The following is a 20,906-nucleotide window of genomic DNA, read 5'->3' as shown; positions in this document are numbered from 1 at the left end:
AGACAAAGCAGATATCCACTAAAAAGACGGAGCCAAAGCAGATATCCACTAAAAAAGCGGAGCCAAAGCAAATATCCACTAAAAAGACCGAGACCAAGCAGATATCCACTAAAAAGACGGAGCCAAAGCAGATATCCACTAAAAAGACGGAGCCAAAGCAGATATCCACTAAAAAGACCGAGGCCAAGCAGATATCCACCAAAAAGACGGAGCCAAAGCAGATATCCACAGCTAAGGCAGAACCGCATAAATTGGAAACCTCCAGGAAGGAACCTCATAAGCTGGAGGATAAGAAAACAGAATAAATACCAGGTAATACCATTGGGAGCGCGGGCCGCAGGCTTTGCGCTCTCTTATGATTTATGGTATACTGTGACAGAAAGCAGTATACTATGGGGGGCGGAAATGTTTGGGTATGTAAGAAATTTATGGTTAACAATCTCCCTGAAGAAAAAGTTGGGAGCATTTTCTATTATTGTCATACTTGTTATGGGGCTGTCCATATCCTTTAACATACTTGTCATGAATTTTTCCCTGAATAGTTTTAATGTCATATTAAACGACAACTCCCTTTGCTATGAAGTACAGGAAGCGCTGGAGCATGAAGCGGCTGTTTTCCAGGAATATGTGAGGGACCGTTCCTGGGAAAAGGCCAGGGAGTACAGGCTGGCCTGTTTCAGGACAGAGGAGAGCATCAGGAATCTGCCCTTTGATCACACTTCCATCAGCTCAGAACGGTATGCACGTACCTGGAACTTAAAGAATGGCTATGAGGGATACTGTGAATTCAGGGATCATGTGGCGTCCATGAATCCCGAGGATGCAAATTATGTGAACCTGTTATATCAGGTATATGATATGCAGGGTTATCTTCAGACCTATGCCAGAAGGCTGATGCAGGCTACCCTAAAGGAGGGTAAAAGCAGCTACCAGCAAAAGGCTCCTGTGCTCTATTACATTCCATATATGATCATGGCATATTCGATCCTTATGATCATCACTGTAATCTGCCTGACCAAGCTATTGGCCAATACCCTGATCAACCCTATGGTCAGACTGGCCCACTGTTCCCGTAAAATTGCCAGAAATGACTTTAGCGGCAAGGATGTGACGGTTGAGAATAAGGATGAGATGGGGGAACTGGTCAGGGCTTTTAACAAGATGAAGCATGCAACAGAAAGGTATATTAACACCCTGATGGAGAAAAATCAGATGGCGGAGCGTCTTCATAAAGAGGAGATGGACCGTATCGAGATGGAAAAACGCCTGGATGCCGCCCGCCTGGAGCTGCTAAAGAGTCAGATTAATCCGCATTTCCTGTTTAATACCCTGAACATGATCGCGTGCATGGCTAAGCTGGAGGAAGCGGATACCACGGAGCGCATGATATCCAGTATGAGCAACCTGTTCCGGTACAACCTTAAGACCTCTGAGCAGATCGTGCCTTTGGGACAGGAACTGAAGGTGGTTCAGGATTATATGTACATTCAGCAGATGCGCTTTGGAACCAGGATCGTGTATGAAAGCAGGCTGGATGTGGATGAAGAGGAGACCATGATACCGGCGTTTACCCTTCAGCCCATTGTGGAAAATGCAATTATCCACGGACTGTCCAAAAAGGAGCAGGGGGGAAGGATCTGTCTGAAGGTATGGAGAAAGGATGAAAATGTCATTATATCCGTGGCCGACACCGGGGTGGGGATCAATGAGCAGAGGCTGGAGGAACTGAGGTCCGCTTTAACAGAGCGTGGAACGGCCAGGATCGGAATTGGGCTTGGAAATATATACCACAGGATCCAGGCAATGTACCACGGCGGGGATTTCAGGATATACAGCAAGGAAGGAAAGGGGACTGTGGTGCAGGTGGTGATACCACAGACAGAACACATGGACAGCGGGCTGAAGACAGAACACACGGACAGCGGGCTGAAGACAGAATATATGGAGAGTGGTCCGCAGACAGCGGAATAGCAGAAAGCATAATAATGGGAAATGGGTATGGGAAATAAGTGGTGGGAAATAGGATAACGGCAAACAGGATAACAGGAAATGGGGGAACATATGCTGCGTTTATTGATAGCTGATGATGAGATGATAGAGCGGAAAGTGCTACATAAGACCCTTCAGAAAAATGTTGGGGACCGGTGCATTATTTTCCAGGCTGAGAACGGCCGGGAGGCACTTAAGATATATGAGGAAGAAAAAATCCAGATAGCAATCCTGGATATTGAGATGCCGGGGGTCAATGGAATCGAGACTGCCCAGCAGATCCGTGAAACGGACAAGGAGTGCTGTATCATATTCCTCACTGCCTATGATGAGTTTAATTATGCAAAAAAGGCCATCACGGTCCGGGCGCTGGACTATTTGCTAAAGCCCTATGATGAACAGGAGCTCATGCTTGTGGTGGAGGAAGCGATCCGCCTTGCATCCGAGTACCAGACTAACAGGATACTCAAGGAAGAACTGACTGAGACCCCTATGCCGGCCGGAGAGGAAGCCGAGGATGGGGGGCAGATCCGCCTATCTAAGGTGACGGAGATCATCAGCCTTTATATTGAGGAAAACTATAGGTTGGATATCTCCATGCAGGATTTGGCCAGGCATATGAATTATTCTGAGGCGTACTTCTGCAAGCTGTTTAAACAGTGCTTTCATAAAAATTTTACAGCCTATCTGACGGAATACAGGGTGGAGAAGGCGAAAGGGCTGTTGGCCCAGCCCACTGTTAATGTAAAAGATATTGGGAAAGCAGTGGGATATGGGGATTCCAATTATTTTGCAAAAGTGTTCAAACGCATAACAGGACAGAGCCCTACGGAATATAGATTGTGCATTTTCCAAAAGATATAAAGGTAATATAGTAAAGTTTTGTACAACATATACATAAATAAAATGTTAAGATTGGTTAAAATCGTACTATGATTCACAAAAATTTACTATGTTCAGAATAAGATTTTCCTCTTATAATTTAATTAGCGTTAAGAAAACGTAAAACTTTTCTGAAAAAGCATAAAGAATGTATTAAGAGGAGGAAATGTTACATGAAAAAAAGATGGATTAGCGCAACAATGTGTGCAGTAATGGTAGCTGGTTCCCTGGCAGGCTGCGGTCTGAAGACCCCGGATGCACCAACCACAACTGCAGCTGCTGCAACTGAGGCAGCCACAACCGCGGCTGAGAACAAAGATGCAGATGCAACAACTGAGGCAGCAGCTGATACAAGCGATATGCCTGAGATCACCCTGGTAATGGCAGAGGTTAACCCCCTGGATACCATTGTAGGCCAGACAGACAGCAAATTTAAAGAGACCGTTGAGGAATTGTCCGGCGGTAAGATTAAGATCGATCTGCAGGCCAGCGGTGTTCTTGGTTCTGAGAATGATGTTCTGGATACCATGCTGGGCGGCGGCGGAACCATTGATATTTCACGTATCTCCGCATTTGCCCTTACAAGCTATGGTGCTGAGAAATCCGTACTTCTGTCCATACCTTATACATTTGCCAACCGTGACCATTTCTGGAATTTTGCAGACAGTGATCTGGCTCCTGAATTCCTCATGGAACCCCACGACAATGGACTGGGCGTAAGAGGTCTGTTCTACGGCGAGGAAGGTTTCCGTCACTTCTTCACAGTTAAGGAAGTAAATGGCTTAGAGGATCTGAAGGGAATGAAGTTACGTGTGTCCAACGACCCGATCATGAACGGTATGGTTAACGGACTTGGTGCAAGCCCAACGGTTGTATCCTTTAATGAACTGTACTCCGCGCTTCAGACCGGTGTTGTCGATGGTGCTGAGCAGCCAATCGCTAACTATAAGTCCAATGCATTCCAGGAGGTTGCTCCAAACCTGATCCTTGACGGACATACACTTGGCGCTATCCAGGTGATCATCACGGATGAGGCATGGGATAAGCTGACAGAAGAGCAGCAGAATATCCTGATGGAAGCAGGTAAGGTTGCATCTGAGTTTAACAGAACCATTTCTGAGGAAGCTGAGAATAAAGTGCTTGATGAGTTAAAGGCTGATGGAATCAATGTAGTTGAAGTTCCTGATATCAAACCATGGCAGGATGCTTGTAAGGATATTATCGAGTCTTCCACAAAGGATCAGGCTGAGCTGTATCAGCAGCTTCTTGACATGAACAAATAATTAAACGGCAACCATGACAGGCACAGGGAAAGTGAGACCACTCTGTGCCTGTGTTATTGAAAGGGGAATCAATATGCCATCAATATTTCAAAAGATTGACAGAATCAAACCTGCATATGACATGACATACCAAGCCGTGATGTTTCTCTGCAAGGTGCTTCTGGTAGTGGATATCCTTATCACAAGTATGGCGGTTGCAGGAAGATATATTCCGTTTATTCCTGACCCGGCATGGAGCGAGGAAGTGGTCCTTACCTGTATGTCCTATATGGCGGTGCTTTCTGCCGCCCTTGCGATCAGAAGAGGGGCACACATCCGCATGACAGCTTTTGACCAGTATCTGCCTTCAAAGGTTGTGAAAAGCCTGGATATCATTGCCGATCTGGCAGTGCTTGCACTTGCGCTCATCATGATCACCGTGGGCTGGAAGTATGCTACGGGAATCGGTTCCAAGGGTACTTACGTAAGTATGCCCAAGCTCTCACGCTTCTGGATGTATTTCCCGGTACCTTTAGCCGGTGTGGCAATGCTGGTTTTTGAGATAGAGGCTTTATATAATCATGTAAAGGGATTTTTTGTAAAGGAGGGAATGGAGTAATGGATGCAAACAGTATGGCAATTCTGATTTTGCTAGGAAGTTTCTTCCTGATGGTATTTCTGCGTTTCCCCATCGCCTACGCGGTTGCGCTGTCTTCTGTGTTCTGCCTTCTGTATCAGGGGCATAACCTGACAACTATCTGCCAGCAGATGGTAAAAGGTATCAGCTCCTTCAGCCTTATGGCAGTTCCCTTCTTTATTACCATGGGCTGCCTTATGGGATCCGGAGGAATTTCCGAAAAGCTGATCGCTTTGGCTAATGCATGTGTTGGCTGGATGCGCGGCGGCATGGCAATGGTCAATATTGTTGCCTCCTATTTCTTCGGAGGTATTTCCGGATCTGCAGCGGCGGATACGGCTTCCCTGGGTTCCATCCTTATTCCTATGATGGTAGATCAGGGATATGATGATGACTTTTCAACCGCTGTTACGATCACATCCTCATGCGAGGGTCTTCTGGTTCCCCCAAGCCACAACATGGTTATCTACGCAACCACGGCTGGAGGCATTTCCGTGGGAAGCCTTTTCCTTGCAGGATATATTCCGGGAGCACTTCTGGCTGTTTCACTGATGATCGGCTCCTATATCATCTCTGTTAAGCGCAATTATCCCAAGGGTGAGAAGTTCAGCATTATCAATCTTATCAAACAGCTGAGCGTGTCCTTCTGGGCTCTGGCCGCTGTGCTGATCGTTGTGTTCGGCGTTGTGGGCGGTGTGTTTACAGCAACGGAGTCTGCCGCGGTCGCTGTTATCTACAGCCTGATCGTCAGCGTATTTGTTTACAGGGGGCTTGACTGGAAGGGTGTATGGAGAGTCCTTGGGGACTGCGTGGATACCTTGTCCATCGTTATGATCCTGATCGCAACCTCCAGTATCTTCGGATTTTGTCTGACACAGCTGCATGTGCCGGTTCTGGCTGCCAGTGCGATCACAGGAGTTACCAACAACCCGATCATTCTGGCCCTGCTGCTGAACCTGATCCTGTTGGTCCTGGGATGCATCATGGATATGGCGCCCATTATTCTGATCGCAACGCCTATCCTGCTTCCTATCGCAACCTCCATTGGCCTGGATCCTATCCAGTTCGGTATTATGGTGGTGCTTAACTGCGGTATCGGCCTTCTGACACCTCCTGTAGGAGCAGTACTTTTTATCGGTTCCGCTGTGGCCAAGGTGCCCATGGAGCGTGTGGTTAAGGCTACTCTTCCATTTTACCTGTGCATGATCATCACTCTGCTTTTGATCACCTTTGTACCGGCTGTCAGCATGTGGCTGCCTAATGTTCTGGGCGGTTTGGCTAAGTAAGGGTACATAGCGAGAGTATCAATAAGATTATGAAATATCTCCAGCCATTTGAATTTGGCTGGAAATATTTTTATACACGAACAGTATCTGTATCTTCACGCTCCATCAATTGACAGGTATAATTATATGGACAAATATGATATGATAGGAAACGGACTGAGTGATATTTGTACAAAAGGTTATATTTATAATAAGGGCATTATCTATAATAGATGTCAGGCAGGGTAAGGCAAGGAGGGTGAGTGTTTGAAAGGTAACGTGTTGTTTGGTGTGCTGTGTGTATTGGCAGCTGCGGTGACTGCCTGCAGCAGCGGGAAGGGCAAGGCCCAGTCCCAGGCGCCGGAGTTTGTCCTGACCTATGCTGAGAATCAGGCAGAGGACTATCCTACCACTCAGGGGGCGTATAAGTTCGCGGAACTGGTCAGGGAAAGGACCGGGGGAAGGATCGAGATCCAGGTCAATGCAGAGGCTGTGCTGGGAGATGAAAAGACAGTAATCGAGCAGCTGCAGTTTGGCGGCGTTGATTTCGCGCGTGTCTCCCTTTCGCCATTGGCAGAGTTTGTGCCCAAGCTCAATGTTCTCCAGATGCCGTATCTGTACACGGGGAGGGAACACATGTGGAGGGTATTGGAGGGACCTATCGGCGATGATTTTATGAATTCCTTTGACGGTTCCAATCTGGTGGCGCTGTCCTGGTATGATGCCGGTGCCAGAAGTTTCTATAATACCGGCCGTCCCATTGAAACACTGGAGGATATGAGAGGGCTTAATATCCGTGTCCAGGAATCGGAGTTGATGATGGATACCATAGAAGCCCTTGGGGCGACACCGGTACCTACTGCATTCGGGGATGTGTACTCCGGACTTCAGACCGGTAAAATCGATGGGGCTGAGAACAACTGGCCTTCCTATGAATCCACCAGGCATTATGAGGTGGCCAGGTATTTTACCCTGGATGAACATACCAGAGTGCCTGAACTCCAGCTGGCGGCTCAGCCCACATGGGATAAGCTTTCACCGGAATATCAGGATATCATCAGGGAGTGCGCCCAGGAATCAGCTCAATATGAGCGCCAGCTGTGGGCAGCGCGGGAAAAGGTTTCGGAGAGCATTGTACGAAAAGCAGGCTGTATCGTGACCGAACTTTCACCTGAGGAAAAGGACAGGTTCCAGGAGGCAGCAGCCCCCATGTATGAAAAATACTGCTCTGAGTACGTGGATATTATCGATGCCATCATGGAAGCCGGGGATGACGGGGAATAGTAGGGCGGAGAACATAGATAAAGGAAATGGAACGGAGATCATATGTAATATCACAATATAATATAAAAAGGCCATGGCTCCCTTCGGGAGAAGTCCATGGCCTTCTTGCATTTATAAGGTTTTTATATCAGGTAATGGGCACAATGGTGACATCATTGGAGTCACCACCGGGCACTGCCTGGGAAGCCTGTGTGGGAGCCTGTGTCGGGGAACTGCTCTCACCGGGACCCGGTACCACCGGGGTGGTAGGAGCGGTGGTGGGAGATGTGGCAGGAGCGGTAGTGGACTCGGCAGGCTTTGACGCCTCAGTCGCTTTTGTGGCATTGGCAGCGCTTGTGGCCTTGGTTGCCTGTGTGGCTTTCTCAGTTGCTTTTGTCGCCTTGGTGGTCTCCTTGGCTTTCTCAGTTGCCTTTGTTGCTTTGGTGGTCTCTTTTGCTTTTTCAGTTGCCTTTGTCGCTTTGGTAGTTTCTTTGGCTTTGGTGGTCTCCTTGGTGCTGGAGCTGTTCGTATTGGAATCGGAAGAGCTTCCGTTGCCATTGGTGCCGTTGGTGCCGTCCGATGGGAACTTGGAATCGCGGCTGCTTGTGTCAATGCCCTCGGTGCGGTTTGTAAAAGAAGCTTTAAATGTGTTGCCGGCAAAATCCTCTATGTACACAGTCAGGGAGGAGGTGTCCATGGCAAAGGTTATCTCGCCCGTGTCCTTATTAATGCTCACGGGCTTGATGGTTTCTTCCTTTTCATCCACTGCGTAGGCGGCGTCATAGTTGACGCCGGACTGGCTGTCGCTGGCAATCACGGTCAGCTGCCCGTCCTCCATCACATAATCATCTTCGTCAATGGAAGGCGGCGCGTCATCCAGGGTGGCAATGTGCTCATAAGCGCGTTTTGTCATCCCGTTCCACCCGGTCACCTGTATCTCCAGGGTTCCGTTATCCTCCAGTGTGGTTTTATACACGCCCTTTTCCTTAACCAGCTCCACAGGTTTTGTCTCAAGGGTCACGGTCATCTCCTTCAAGGGAAGCAGGGAGCGGATCTTGATGCTTAGATCCACTGTCTTGTAATCCTGGGTATCCGATATGGTGTAGTCGATCTTGGGCGTTGAGACTGCAAGAAACAGGATGATCAGGTTTATGGCGATAAAAGGAAGTATGAAGCAGACCAGGGTAAAAAGGGTCTTGTTGTCCTTCCAGGAACGTTTATTATAAGTGTTGCGCTTGCTGCCGCGGCCCCGCTGTCCACCGTAGGAGCCGGATGGGCGCTCGCTTCGGGGCGCTGAATATGATGAATGACGAGTCATAAAAATCCTCCTTGTTGTATAGGCACCTGAAAAATACTTTTATAGCATAGCAGAAAATGTCTTTTCTTACAAGGTGAAGTTGGAAAATGCCAAAGATTACACAACACTCTTCAAAATACGGTTTAATTATGGTATGATAGGTACATGTCCTGCGGGTGTGGGACATGTACAGCAAAATAAATTATGCCGTCACAAAAGGAGCAGAACCCATGATAGGAGAAGCAGCTGCATTTGCCGAAAAGGCACACAGGGGTGTATTCAGGAAGGGAACGGACATTCCTTATATTACCCACCCATTGGAAACAGCAGTGATTGTATCCGCATTTACGGATGATGAGGAGATGATTGCAGCCGCGTTGCTGCATGATGTTATGGAGGATGCAGGGGTTACCAAAGGAGAACTGGAGGAAGCCTTTGGAGCCAGAGTAGCCTGCCTGGTGATGGATGAAAGCGAAGATAAGAGAAAAACCTGGCAGGAGCGCAAGGGGTATACGGTCCGGCACCTGAGCACTGCGTCCAGGGATATTAAGATCTTGGCATTGGGGGACAAGCTCAGCAATATGCGAAGCACGGCCAGGGATTATCTGGTGGTGGGGGATGCCATATGGCAGAGATTTAATGAGAAGGATAAAAAGAAACATGCGTGGTACTACTGGGGAATTGCCCGCGCATTAAAAGAACTGGAGGAGCATGTGTATTATCAGGAGTATATCATGCTTTGCAGAAATGTATTTGGCCCGGACATGTGCCTGTCCGGGGAAGAATTTCCCCATAATTATAACAGCTAAGGAGATTGTGAATGAGAAAAGTTGGAATAAAACATAAAATTCTGGCCGCTGCCCTGGCGGCTGGAATTGTTTTTAGCATGCAGGGTTTTACCGCTGCGGCCGGTACTATGGGCATGGGCTCATCCGCCCAGTCTGAACAGTCAGGCCCCGGGGTAGTCAGCCAGGAACAGACCGGCCAGCCGGAAGGCCAGGAACAGACCGTCCAGGAGCAGACCGTCCAGGAGCAGACCGCCCAGGAGCAGACCGCCCAGCCGGAAGGACAGGCGGGAACCGGCCGGGATCCGCTGCAGGTCAACTACAGCGCCTTTATGGTCCAGCAGGGCTGGAGTACGGTTACTGCTGACAACCACCAGTGCGTGGCTCCGGGAGGAACATGGGTTTCCGCCATGAAGGCGAACCTGATCAATATACCTGCAGGTGCCCAGGTCGGAATCCGGTATCAGGTGAACCTGAGCGGTTCCGGATGGCTGAACTGGTCCGAGGATGGCGCAGAGTCCGGCGGTTCCGGTGGCGTAATGCCTTTGGAGTCCATCCGCATGGAACTGACAGGCAGTTTGGCGGCTGATTATGATCTGTATTATATGGTGTACCAGAATGGTTCCTGGACAGACTGGGCTGCGAACGGGGCTGCGGCAGGTGTGGAAGGCGCAGGACTGCGTGTGGACGGTATCCGCGCATCCATCACCTCAAAGGGAGCAGGCCTTCCTGCGGATATTGTGGTTCCCCAGTCGTCCATAGATCCTTCAAAGCCAATGATTGCCCTAACCTTTGATGACGGCCCAAGAACAGCAGTTACCAGCAGGATTCTGGACAGCCTGGAGGCCAATGGCGCAAGAGCCACCTTCTTTATGCTTGGCTCCAATGTGAATGCCAATGCCGGTGTGATCAAGCGCATGGTGGAACAGGGCTGTGAGGTGGCCAACCATACCCATGACCACAAGTATATTTCCAAGCTGAGCGCGGACGGGATCGTAAGCCAGGTGGGCTCTACCAACCAGAAGATCCAGGCAGTATGCGGCGTTTCACCGGTTCTGATGCGTCCTCCGGGCGGTTATATTGATGCCCACTCCCTGTCTGTACTGGGAAGCATGGGAATGCCGGCCATTATGTGGTCTATTGACACCAGGGACTGGCAGCACAGGAATGCGCAGAGAACCATTGATACGGTGTTAAGCCAGGTGAAGGATGGGGATGTGATACTGATGCACGATATTTATGCCACCACGGCAGACGCCGCAGTTGTTCTCATACCTGAGCTTACTGCCAGGGGATACCAGCTTGTGACAGTAAGTGAGCTGGCATCCTACAGGGGCGGGGCAGCTCCGGGACATAAGTACAGCCAATTCAGATAATAGAAGAAGACAAAAGGATGCCGCCGGCACAAGGGTGATTTGTATCACCTGTAATGTGCCGGCGGCATTGTACATGGGTTTTTATGAAAAATGCTGCTTATTATGAGGAACATCCACCGCAGCTGCCGCATCCCTGTCCCGGTTCCCTGGCAGTGCCAAAAACCTGCTCATGAAGCCGTCTTCCGGTGGGGGTGGCTGCCAGGCCTCCCTCTGCGGTTTCCTTTAGGGTAGAGGACATGGCATCCCCCACCTTTTTCATGGTCCATATGACTTCATCTGCCGGGATAGCGCTTTCAATCCCTGCCAGTGCCAGCTCTGCTGCCACAAACGCCCCGGCCACACCGGAGGCATTGCGCTTGATGCAGGGAATTTCCACCAGTCCTGCCACGGGATCGCATACCAGCCCCAGGATATTCTTGATGGCAATGGCAATGGCGTTTTCCACCATACCGGGGGTACCGCCTGCCAGTTCCACAATGGCGGCCGCAGCCATGGCAGCCGCGGAACCGCACTCAGCCTGACATCCGCCCTGGGCGCCTGCCAGGGAGGCATTGTTGGCAATGACCATACCAACGGCTGATGCGGTAAAAAGGGACATGACACAGTCCCGTTCCGAGAATCCCTTCTCCTCCTGCATGGTGAGCAGGGCGGCAGGGAGGATGCCGCAGCTGCCGGCCGTGGGAGCCGCCACAATGCGGCCCATGGCTGCATTTAACTCAGAAACCGCCAGGGCACGGTAAAGGGCGCCGGAGAGAAAGGAGCCTGTAAGGCTTTTTCCGCTCTCAGATATTTGGCGCATTTTGTAAGCGCTGCCTCCGGTAAGCCCGCTGGTGCTCCGCAGATCCTGTTTGCATCCCGGCTCAATACAGTCCGCCATGACCTGGTAATTTTTCCGCATCTGTTCATATATATGTTCCTCGGGCAGCTCCATCTGCTGGGCCTGCTGCTTTAAGACCAGGACGGAGATGGGAAGTCCGCTGCGGAGGGCTGCGGCTGTCAGGGAAGCGACAGAGGAGTAATTAAAATCAAGTTCCATAATAGATCCTTCCTTCTTATGATTATATGGGCTGCAGCATGGTGCTGGAGAAAATATTGGGCAGTATCTTTATCCTTTCATTGAGTTCAGGTCCAAAACTGCCATCGATCTCAATGGTCATAACAGCCTCCCCGCCCTTTTGCTGCCTGGACAGACGGAAATTGCAGATATTGACTCCCGCGTCAGCCATCACCTCAGTTACCGCAGCAATGGTGCCTGGGGCGTCCCTGTGGAGAACAATGAGGGTGGTGTGCTGTCCGGTGATGGATACCTCCATTCCATTGACTTCCTTCACGAGTATGTTGCCGCCGCCGATACTGCTGCCCAAAAGGGATACGGTTTTTCCTGACGCGTCCGTCAGGGTCACTTTGGCTGTGTTGGGATGGGCGCCGTCAATATCACCGGTAGTGATCGTTACCTCAAGTCCCTGTTTCCTGGCCAGCTCCGGAGCCATGCGGATCCGGCTGTCGTCTGTGGCCATGCCCATGATCCCGGCAATCAGTGCCTTGTCTGTTCCATGGCCCTTATATGTTTTGGCAAAGGAACCGTGGAGAAAAATGTCCGCTTTTACCGCTGGCGCCCCCAAAAGCGCCAGCGTGATCTTTCCGATCCTGGCAGCCCCCGCTGTGTGGGAACTGGATGGGCCGATCATAACAGGCCCCAGAATATCGAATACATTCATGGTATTTTACCTTTCGTCATGTAATTATAAGATTTGCCCCGGTTTCCCTGATCCGGCTTTCCAGTTCAGGTGATATGCCTGAGTCGGTCACAATGGTATCCACCTCATCAAAGGGGCATATTTTTAAAAGGCTGGCTTTGCCGAATTTGGAAGAGTCAGCAAGGACAATGGTCCGGCTGGCACAGCGGTGCATCTGATTCTGGATCCGTATCTCGCTGAGCCGCTGGTCCGTGCACCCGATCGCCGGGTCGATTCCCGTAACTGTCATGAACATGATGTCAATGTGGATGCTCTCCAGTGTGGAGGAAAAATCATTTACCAGGGTATACTCGTCTCTGTTTAGGATCCCTCCTGTCAGGATGATGGTAATGCCGGGATTCTCAGCCAAGATCAGGGCATTCTGAATGGAATTGGTCACCACCGAAAGATTGCGGAACCGTTCCCTAAGTTCAAGGGCCATCATCTGGCTGGTACTCCCATAGTCCAGAGCAATGACCTGTCCCTCGCCCACCAGTGCGGCGGCCCTTGCAGTGATGGCCGCTTTCTGTTCCAAATTCTGGGAATTACGGATCTGAAAGGAAATGTAGCCTCCTGGAATGTCCGGAGACTTCCCTGTTTCCAATGGCACGGCGCCGCCATGGACCCTGGACAGGCGGCCCTGGTTGTCCAGATATTCCAGATCCTTTCGTATGGTTTCCGATGAAACATTCATTAGTTTTACCAGTTCTGCGGTATGTACGATTCCATCTTTATCTAAAAGCTCCATTATCTTATTATAGCGCTGTTTAGCCAGCATAAATGCTTGCCCTCCCCTCTTTCTTAGCGTACCTTCGGAATCTACCGGAGCACACCTTAATATTGCTGATTCATTTTCTTATTATACCCCGGATTCCCAATTTGGAAAAGCCAAAAACACAATCATTTCCAGAAATATCCCAAGAAGAAACCTGTTTTGACGGAACTGCCAGGTTGTGAAAAAATGCGTTTATAGGGGGATGAATTCATTATAACCAACATAATCACAAGTTTATAGATGCTAAATGCACAAAAAACCAACAAAAAATTTGTTATAATTGCGAAAAAATTTGATATTATTGCGAATCTGCTTGAAAACCCAATTAAAAGCAGATATACTATGTTCGTAACGAGGTATTTGGTTGAGCTCGTGATATTTTACAGGGAATGAAAGGAGATTAATTGATATGAGTAATGAAACAAGGGCAAAGATAGTAAAAGCAGCTCCCAACCGCTGGCTGGTATTCTGTATCCTCACACTTTCAGGAGGAATCGCATTTAAGCTTTCATCAATGAAGGATATGTTCTATGTGCCCATGCAGCAGTTTATGGGGCTTAGCAACACCCAGATCGGCGGAGCCCTGAGTGCCTACGGTATTGTCCAGACCATTGGTCTGATTGCAGGAATTTATATCTGTGACATGTTCAGCAAGAAATATATGATAGGAGGATCCCTCATAGGACTCGGTGCTGTGGGCGTGTATCTCTCCACTTTCCCGGGGTACTGGGGCTTTTTGGCCGCATTTGGAGTCATGGCTATTTTGGGGGAGGTTACATACTGGCCGGTGCTGTTAAAAGCCATCCGTCTGTTAGGGGATGAAAAGACCCAGGGACGTATGTTCGGTTTTCTGGAAATGGGCCGCGGCATTGTGGACGTAATCATAGCATCCACGGCTCTTGCAATCTTTAAGGCAATGGGCGAGGGCGCAGCTGCACTGAGAGGCGGACTGTTGTTCTTGTCAGCTGTCACGGCAGCAGCGGGTGTCCTGTGTCTGATCTTTGTTCCCAATGACGAAAAAAGGGTGGATGAATCCGGCAAGGAAGTCAACAAGGCACAGGCCGCGTTCGGCGGCATGATGCAGGCGTTAAAGAGCGTGGATATCTGGGCAGTTTCATTAAATGGCTTTACTGTATACTGTATTTACTGCGGACTTACCTATTTCATTCCTTTTTTAAACCAAATTTACTTCCTTCCCGCAACTGCGGTGGGGATGTATGGTATAATAAACCAGTACGGTCTTAAGATGGTGGGGGGACCCATAGGCGGTTTTATGTCCGACAAGGTCCACAAATCTTCCGCCAAGCACATCCGTTCAGGATTTGTAGTATGTATTATTGCCATGGTCCTGTTCCTTATGGTGCCTCACGAGGCATTGGGAAAGAGCGGAAGCTGGATCCTGGGAGCGGCATGTACCCTTGGATTTGGAGCAATTGTCTTTACCATGCGCGCCGTGTTCTTTGCCCCCATGGATGAGGTTAGGGTCCCAAAGGAGATTACAGGAGCGGCTATGAGCCTTGCATCCCTGGTCATCTATCTTCCCAATGCGTTCGCTTATGTAATGTATGGCAGCTTTCTTGACAGATATCCGGGAATGGCCGGATTCAGGATCGTTTTTATGGTCATGATCGGATGGGCTGTGGTAGGCGTGGGGGTATCCACGTTCCTGATCCACCGCATTAAGAAATGTCAGGCAGGGGCCGGGACGGAGTGATCATGACCGGCCGGGCAGTGTTGTAATCAGGAATGTTCATCAGGGAAAGGACGGTATCAAAATGAAGGAATATCACGGCTTTAAAAATTGTGGAAACTGGTATAAGGGAAATATCCACAGCCATACCACTGTATCGGACGGAATGCTTACGCCTGAGCAGTCGGTAACGCTTTACAGGGATAACGGATACCATTTCATGTGCTTTTCAGAGCACGATATATTTACGGATTTCAGGGAACAGTTTAACACGGAAACATTTATCATCCTGCCCGCGGTGGAGAGCAGTGTGATCCTCTACCGGGCCAAGGGCACGAATGAGAGATATAAGGTACACCATCTCCACGGTATTCTGGGAACCCAGGCCATGCAGGACGCAGCTCCTCTGGGAACATACGGACATATGCAGTACATTCCGCCCATGAAGTTTTTTGGGGAGTGGACCGGCGCCCAGGCAGCCCAGGAGGCGGCGGATATGCTGAGGGACCATGGATGCGTTACCACCTACAACCATCCGATTTGGAGCCGGGTCACGGAGGAGGAGTTTATCCATACGGAGGGAATCAGCGCCCTGGAAATATTTAACTATAATACGGTCCAGGAATCCAATACAGGATATGATGTGACCTACTGGGACAGAATGCTGCGCATGGGCAGGCGTGTCAATGCGTTTGCCAGCGATGACAATCACAATGAGGGGCTTTTCGAGGACTCCTGCGGGGGCTGGATCTGTGTCCAGGCGCCGGACCTGAACCATGACAGCATTGTGCAGAACTTTATGGAGGGAAACTACTATTCCTCATCCGGGCCTGAGATCTATGACTGGGGCGTGAAGGACGGGAAGGTATGGATTGACACATCCGGTGTGAACCATGTAAATTTTGTATGTGGAAATATTATCAACGATGGAACCACGGTTTTAGGTGAGCGTTTTAAGGATACCCTGAACCACAGTGAGTACATCCTGAAAGGCCATGAAACCTATATACGGGTGGAGGCAGTGGACAAATACGGCCGCACTGCATGGACGAACCCCATTTACCTGGAATGGTAAATGCTGGCACTCTCAGAGTCTCCACGGCACCCATCTTTGCAGTGACAAAAAATCATCCCGCAAATCTGAGTACCAGGAGATTACGAGAGTACACTGAGACATAGAGGAGGAAAGGAAGAATGAAAGAGTTTCAGGCGATTCTGACAACCTTTGACGACTGGCTGTGGGGCAACTGGCTGTTATTCGTGCTTTTGGGTGTGGGTCTTCTTTATACCATCATGACCGGAGGCATCCAGGTCAGGCGTTTTGGCTATATCATTAAGAAGACCGTCTGGGAGCCGATCCGTTCAAAAGATAAGGAATCCAAAGAGTCAGGAACCATTTCTTCTTTTCAGGCTCTGTGTACGGCCATTGCATCCTGTGTGGGAAGCGGGAATATCGTGGGCGTGTCCACAGCCGTGCTTGCAGGAGGAATGGGAGCGATCTTTTGGATGTGGGTGGCTGCTTTTGTGGGAATGGCTACCAAGTACGGAGAGATCATCCTGGGCATGCTTTACCGGGAAAAAAATGAAGAGGGCAACTATGTGGGCGGCCCCATGTACTACATAAAGAAGGGACTCCGTCTTCCCTGGCTGGCCACTCTCTGCGCATTCTTTATGGTGACCCAGATCATTGGAGGAAACTTTATCCAGTCCAACACCATAAGCGGTGTTATGAAGGAAAATTTCGGCGTTCCCTATCTGACCACCGGTATTGTGCTTGTACTGCTTATTTTCATCATTACCCTGGGCGGATTAAAGCGCCTGGCCCATGTGGCCCAGACCCTGGTCCCGTCCATGGCGGTTATCTATGTGGTGGGAGGCATGTGCATTATCCTGGCCAATATTACCAAGGTGCCGGGGGTATTTGCGGATATATTTGCCGGCGCCTTCGGCATGCGCGCCATGGCGGGAGGCGCCATGGGAGCCATGCTTGTGGCCATGCAAAAAGGTGTCGCACGTGGGCTCTATTCCAACGAGGCAGGTGAGGGATCTGCTCCTGTGATCCATTCAGCCGCCCAGGTAAACCATCCTGTAGAGCAGGGGATCACAGGCGTGGCCGAGGTATTTCTGGATACCTTTGTCATCTGTACCATTACGGGGCTGATTCTGGGGGTCACTGGCGTTCTGGATTCCGGTGCGCCGGGCAATGTGCTTGCCATCAACGCATTTGCCAGTGTATGGGAACCCCTGCGCTATGTGGTGGCATTGTGCCTTTTGCTGTTTTCATCCACCACCCTGATGAGCCAGTGGTATTTTGGATTTGTGGGCCTGAACTACATATTCGGGGCAGGGGTGGCAGGCAAGTTTAAGTATGTATTCCCCTGTTTCTGTATTGTGGGCGCGCTGGCTGAGATTGAACTTGTATGGGTCATCCAGGACATTGCCCTGGGCCTTCTTACCATCCCCAACCTGATTGCAATGGTGGTGCTGGCCCCTCAGGTCAGGAAGGCCACAAAGGAGTATTTTTCCAAATAAAATGTAAATATATGGGAGATATAAATAGATAGAGACAGATGGAAAAAGGGGTGCCGGACTGATATGGTACCGCTTTTTCCTTTTTGGTGTAGCTTGTCCACCGAGGGTATTGATCTTATATGCAGGGATATGGCATGTAAACTTGGGTCATGTAAACTTGACAGGCAAATACCAATTCAGCCTTGCATATTGGCTTCAGGTTATGTATAATATGAGCACAGGTGATTCGTTCAGACACCTGTCTGTGCATTGGCGCAGAGACGCGGTTTCTTTCTGAGACCTGCGGATTTCCCATTAACAATGTATGCCACGGATCCCGTACCTTGATAATTTCATAGGATTTGCAGTCTGTCATTTCCTGAGAAAAGGATGACAATGTAATTTGAATATACCAAGGAGGGATGGTTATGACAAAAGAAAGAGGAAATAGCCGGAAAGGCCGGAACATAAAAGGAGCAGCCTGGAAGGGAAACGTCTGGAAGAAAGAAATCTGGAAGTACCTGTTTATGATCCTGCTGTGTCTTACGGCAAATGTAACATCAGTCTATGCACGGCCCGGAGCAGTTCAGGAACCGGGTACGGATGACCTTTTGTATCTTACAAGAAAACTGGAGCAGGCAGAGGTTCCGGAAACGCCGGAGGAAACGTACTGGGACAGAAAGGGAAACCAATTTGAGCTGGAGCGGTATGAAGTAAAGGAGATCCCGGAACACATGGCGGACCGCCGCATGGAAAAGCAGGTGGTTTATCCGGCAGTGGAAGGTGCAGAGGGGTTTCCTCAGTCAATTGGGGTACAGGAGGAGCTGTCAGGCGGACCGGCTGACGGCGAACTCTTTATACGGGACGCCAGGATCACAAAGGAAGAATGGCAGGACGGATTTGAGGCGCCTGTCCTGTTCCACGCATATGGGGCGGATGAGTATCAGGCGGGGTCCATGGTGATAGACGGAAGCGATGTACTGGCCTCCGCTGTAAGCGCGCAGGAAGAAATTCTGGGCATAATGGGGCTGAGCGCCGGTGAATACAGGATCCTGTCCATGGAATGGGCGGGAGAACCCTTTGAGGATGACGAGGGGCAGATGTGCAGGCAGGCCATGGCCAGGGGACAGAAGCTGGTGAGGGATTATGAGGTCACCTACGAAGGTACGGTATCATTAAAGGAGCCGGTATCTTATGAACTGGAAATGGTCTACCGGCCGGTCCGCCCCTCTCAGATATGGGTGGATGAGGAACAGCCGGATGTATATGAGACGGATCAGGGACCGGGCACTGCGCGGCCTTCCCGGGAGAGTCCGCTGTGGTACTGGGTGCGCAGCGGTTTTGTGATCACGGTGGGAGCCGGCCTTGTGGGCATTGGGGTGGGAATCCTTATCTTGTCCGCAGGATGGCTTAAGAAAAGGAGGAGGGAAAGACAGGAGCGGTGTCTGCCTGAGATTCATGGTTGAGGCAGCGGCCGGGTCTATGATATACTTTAACTGACACCCTAAGTGGATTTAGGGCGTGTGAGCCCTTTGTGCATGGAGGGTACAGATTGATGAGAAGGAGAACAGACATGACAAATCCGGTATATGAAAAATTAATGAACTGTTATGACAGCGTAAAGGACAGGCTTCCCTTTAAACCAAAGGTGGCTTTGGTGCTGGGGTCAGGACTTGGGGATTTTGCGGAACAGGTGGAGGTGGAAGACACCATTGACTATCATGACATACAGGGGTTCCCGGTGTCCACAGTGCCCGGACACAAGGGGCGTTTTGTATTTGCCCATATCAATGGGGTTCCTGCGGTGATGATGCAGGGCCGGGTGCACTACTATGAAGGATATCCCATGACCGATGTGGTGCTTCCCATCCGCCTGATGAAACTGATGGGTGCCCAGATCCTGTTTCTGACCAATGCGGCCGGGGGAGTGAATTTTGACTTTGCGGCCGGGGATTTTATGCTGATCAAGGACCAGATATCCTGCTTTGTACCATCCCCCCTGATCGGAGCCAATCTGGATGAGCTGGGGCCAAGGTTTGCGGACATGAGCCATATCTATGATGAAGACCTGATAACTATGATCAGGGACACGGCACGTGAGCTGGATATTCAACTTAAGGAAGGTGTCTATGTGCAGCTCACAGGTCCTGCCTATGAAAGCCCCCAGGAGGTGAAGATGTGCAGGATCCTGGGAGGTGACGCTGTGGGAATGAGTACCGCGTGCGAGGCAGTGGCTGCCAATCACATGGGAATGAGAATATGCGGGATCTCCTGTATTTCCAACCTGGCCTGCGGAATGACGGATGTCCCTCTGTCCCATGAGGAGGTCCAGGAAACCTCGGACAGGGTGGCGCCTCTGTTCAAAAAGCTGGTATGGGAGTCCATTGGAAGAATGGGGATTTCTTAATTGTTTAGGAAAAATTAAAGAAAAAGACATAGTAAAATAGTGTTTTTCGTAGTAATATGTATCGTGAACGCGGCGGGGGCATTAACATGTATGGGATAACCCGTTTTCCGCCTCCAGCGTTTAAATGCAGCATGTGTCAGCAATAGAAAAGAGGAGATCCATTATGAAAAAACACTATTTAACGATCGCAGTCATGGCCCTGGCCCTGGGGATGACAGCGTGTTCTTCAAAGACAAATGAGACCACAGCACCAACTACAACACAAGCCCAGACAACAGAAGCCGCCACAGCATCCGCCGAGGCTGAAGATGACCTGGAAGAGGATTACTTCTATGGTTTTGTTGGCGAGGTAAATGATAAGATCATAACCGTTGCAGAGGGTGAGGACAAAGCAGTAAAGTTTGATATTACAGACGCCGAGATCACAGGAGCGGACGCCATTGGTGTGGGTGACGAGGTAGAGGTAACGTTTAACGGTGAGATGTCACAGGATGTCACCAAGGCAAAATCCGTTGAGATCATTACATCCGCTGCTGAGGAAGCAGAGGCAGAAGCTGCCGCAGAGAACGATGAGATCATAAGCGGGACCATTGAGAAGGCCGATGACAAGACAGTGACTCTGAAAACAGAGGACGGTACTTATACATTTAACGCCCTGATCGCCCAGAAGGTGACTAAGGGAGGCATCAAGGCAGGCGTGAACGCTGATGTGACATTCTACGGAGATCTGGAGGACGAGGAAGATAAGCCGGTTGCAACAAAGATCGTGACCGAAGATGCCAAAGACACGCCGGATGCCAAGGTGAATGCCCTGACAGGCAAGGTTGCGGAAGTAAAATCTGACTACGTGGTACTGGATACAGTGGATCCTGAAAATACCCTGTTCACATTCCTGGGAACCGAAGGAATGTTTGACGGAGTAAAGGTAGGGGATACGGCTACTGTGATCTATGAGGGCACACTTACAGATAAGACAATTAAGGCTACCGGAGTAAAGTAAATAAAAAGACAGAGATTGAGGATCGGCCTTT

At 49.9% G+C, this 20,906-nt stretch carries 18 protein-coding genes and 1 pseudogene; 15 read left to right on the top strand and 4 right to left on the bottom strand.

Annotation, left to right across the window (positions count from 1 at the left end; genetic code table 11):
* The 7 genes and pseudogenes from CLFS41_RS18050 to CLFS41_RS18020 form a co-directional block, all read left to right on the top strand.
* Positions 1-305 (top strand): annotated as a pseudogene (locus tag CLFS41_RS18050) (hypothetical protein); the annotation flags it as partial.
* Between the two features lie 100 nt (positions 306-405).
* On the top strand, positions 406-1,971 hold the full coding sequence (locus CLFS41_RS18045) for a sensor histidine kinase (protein ID WP_045093053.1): 1,566 nt from the start codon (positions 406-408) through the stop codon (positions 1,969-1,971).
* Positions 1,972-2,061: 90 nt separating this feature from the next.
* Positions 2,062-2,853 carry a response regulator gene (locus CLFS41_RS18040; RefSeq protein WP_045093075.1) on the top strand — a complete coding sequence of 264 codons (792 nt, stop codon included), beginning with the start codon at positions 2,062-2,064 and terminating at the stop codon, positions 2,851-2,853.
* Positions 2,854-3,044: 191 nt separating this feature from the next.
* Positions 3,045-4,154, top strand: a complete 1,110-nt coding sequence (locus CLFS41_RS18035) for a TRAP transporter substrate-binding protein (protein ID WP_045093052.1) — start codon at positions 3,045-3,047, stop codon at positions 4,152-4,154.
* Positions 4,155-4,227: 73 nt separating this feature from the next.
* Positions 4,228-4,752 (top strand): TRAP transporter small permease, encoded by a 525-nt coding sequence (locus tag CLFS41_RS18030; RefSeq protein WP_045093051.1) that lies wholly within the window; start codon positions 4,228-4,230, stop codon positions 4,750-4,752.
* A complete protein-coding gene (locus tag CLFS41_RS18025; protein WP_045093050.1) occupies positions 4,752-6,056 on the top strand; it encodes a TRAP transporter large permease in 1,305 nt (434 codons plus the stop codon). The genes CLFS41_RS18030 and CLFS41_RS18025 overlap by 1 nt, the downstream gene beginning before the upstream one ends.
* Before the next feature lie 246 nt (positions 6,057-6,302).
* Complete coding sequence (locus tag CLFS41_RS18020; RefSeq protein ID WP_045093049.1) at positions 6,303-7,319, top strand: TRAP transporter substrate-binding protein; 1,017 nt, start codon at positions 6,303-6,305, stop codon at positions 7,317-7,319.
* 127 nt (positions 7,320-7,446) lie between these two features.
* Here CLFS41_RS18020 and CLFS41_RS18015 read toward each other — a convergent pair whose 3' ends face one another.
* Complete coding sequence (locus CLFS41_RS18015; RefSeq protein WP_045093048.1) at positions 7,447-8,616, bottom strand: hypothetical protein; 1,170 nt, start codon at positions 8,614-8,616, stop codon at positions 7,447-7,449.
* A 209-nt stretch (positions 8,617-8,825) separates the two neighbouring features.
* On the opposite strand from CLFS41_RS18015, the gene CLFS41_RS18010 reads away from it, so the two are divergent.
* Together CLFS41_RS18010 and CLFS41_RS18005 are read left to right on the top strand one after the other, a co-directional pair.
* The gene (locus CLFS41_RS18010) at positions 8,826-9,404 is read left to right on the top strand and encodes an HD domain-containing protein (RefSeq protein WP_007861986.1); all 579 of its coding nucleotides are present in this window, start codon (positions 8,826-8,828) and stop codon (positions 9,402-9,404) included.
* 11 nt (positions 9,405-9,415) lie between these two features.
* The gene (locus tag CLFS41_RS18005; protein ID WP_045093047.1) at positions 9,416-10,756 is read left to right on the top strand and encodes a polysaccharide deacetylase family protein; all 1,341 of its coding nucleotides are present in this window, start codon (positions 9,416-9,418) and stop codon (positions 10,754-10,756) included.
* A 100-nt stretch (positions 10,757-10,856) separates the two neighbouring features.
* Here CLFS41_RS18005 and sdaAA read toward each other — a convergent pair whose 3' ends face one another.
* Genes sdaAA through CLFS41_RS17990 form a run of 3 tightly spaced genes read right to left on the bottom strand, consistent with a single transcriptional unit; the run spans position 10,857 to position 13,270 of the window.
* Positions 10,857-11,792 (bottom strand): L-serine ammonia-lyase, iron-sulfur-dependent, subunit alpha, encoded by a 936-nt coding sequence (sdaAA, locus tag CLFS41_RS18000; RefSeq protein WP_045093046.1) that lies wholly within the window; start codon positions 11,790-11,792, stop codon positions 10,857-10,859.
* Between the two features lie 22 nt (positions 11,793-11,814).
* Positions 11,815-12,474, bottom strand: coding sequence for an L-serine ammonia-lyase, iron-sulfur-dependent subunit beta (gene sdaAB, locus CLFS41_RS17995; protein ID WP_007861983.1), 660 nt, complete (start codon positions 12,472-12,474; stop codon positions 11,815-11,817).
* Between the two features lie 16 nt (positions 12,475-12,490).
* Positions 12,491-13,270 (bottom strand): DeoR/GlpR family DNA-binding transcription regulator, encoded by a 780-nt coding sequence (locus tag CLFS41_RS17990; RefSeq protein ID WP_007861982.1) that lies wholly within the window; start codon positions 13,268-13,270, stop codon positions 12,491-12,493.
* Positions 13,271-13,676: 406 nt separating this feature from the next.
* Here CLFS41_RS17990 and CLFS41_RS17985 point away from each other — a divergent pair, with 406 nt between their 5' ends.
* The 6 genes from CLFS41_RS17985 (at position 13,677) to CLFS41_RS17960 (ending at position 20,875) form a co-directional block, all read left to right on the top strand.
* The gene (locus tag CLFS41_RS17985) at positions 13,677-14,981 is read left to right on the top strand and encodes an MFS transporter (protein WP_045093045.1); all 1,305 of its coding nucleotides are present in this window, start codon (positions 13,677-13,679) and stop codon (positions 14,979-14,981) included.
* 61 nt (positions 14,982-15,042) lie between these two features.
* Positions 15,043-16,032, top strand: a complete 990-nt coding sequence (locus CLFS41_RS17980) for a histidinol-phosphatase (RefSeq protein ID WP_045093044.1) — start codon at positions 15,043-15,045, stop codon at positions 16,030-16,032.
* A 119-nt stretch (positions 16,033-16,151) separates the two neighbouring features.
* On the top strand, positions 16,152-17,489 hold the full coding sequence (locus CLFS41_RS17975; RefSeq protein WP_007861978.1) for an alanine/glycine:cation symporter family protein: 1,338 nt from the start codon (positions 16,152-16,154) through the stop codon (positions 17,487-17,489).
* A 407-nt stretch (positions 17,490-17,896) separates the two neighbouring features.
* Positions 17,897-18,934, top strand: a complete 1,038-nt coding sequence (locus CLFS41_RS17970; RefSeq protein ID WP_052665804.1) for a hypothetical protein — start codon at positions 17,897-17,899, stop codon at positions 18,932-18,934.
* A 107-nt stretch (positions 18,935-19,041) separates the two neighbouring features.
* Positions 19,042-19,875, top strand: coding sequence for a purine-nucleoside phosphorylase (locus CLFS41_RS17965; protein WP_045093043.1), 834 nt, complete (start codon positions 19,042-19,044; stop codon positions 19,873-19,875).
* 163 nt (positions 19,876-20,038) lie between these two features.
* Positions 20,039-20,875, top strand: coding sequence for a hypothetical protein (locus CLFS41_RS17960; RefSeq protein WP_045093042.1), 837 nt, complete (start codon positions 20,039-20,041; stop codon positions 20,873-20,875).
* The last annotated feature ends 31 nt before the right edge of the window (positions 20,876-20,906 follow it).

The organism is Clostridium sp. FS41 (assembly GCF_000954015.1).
Lineage (GTDB): Bacteria > Bacillota > Clostridia > Lachnospirales > Lachnospiraceae > Enterocloster > Enterocloster citroniae.
This window is presented reverse-complemented; position numbering and strand designations above follow the sequence as displayed.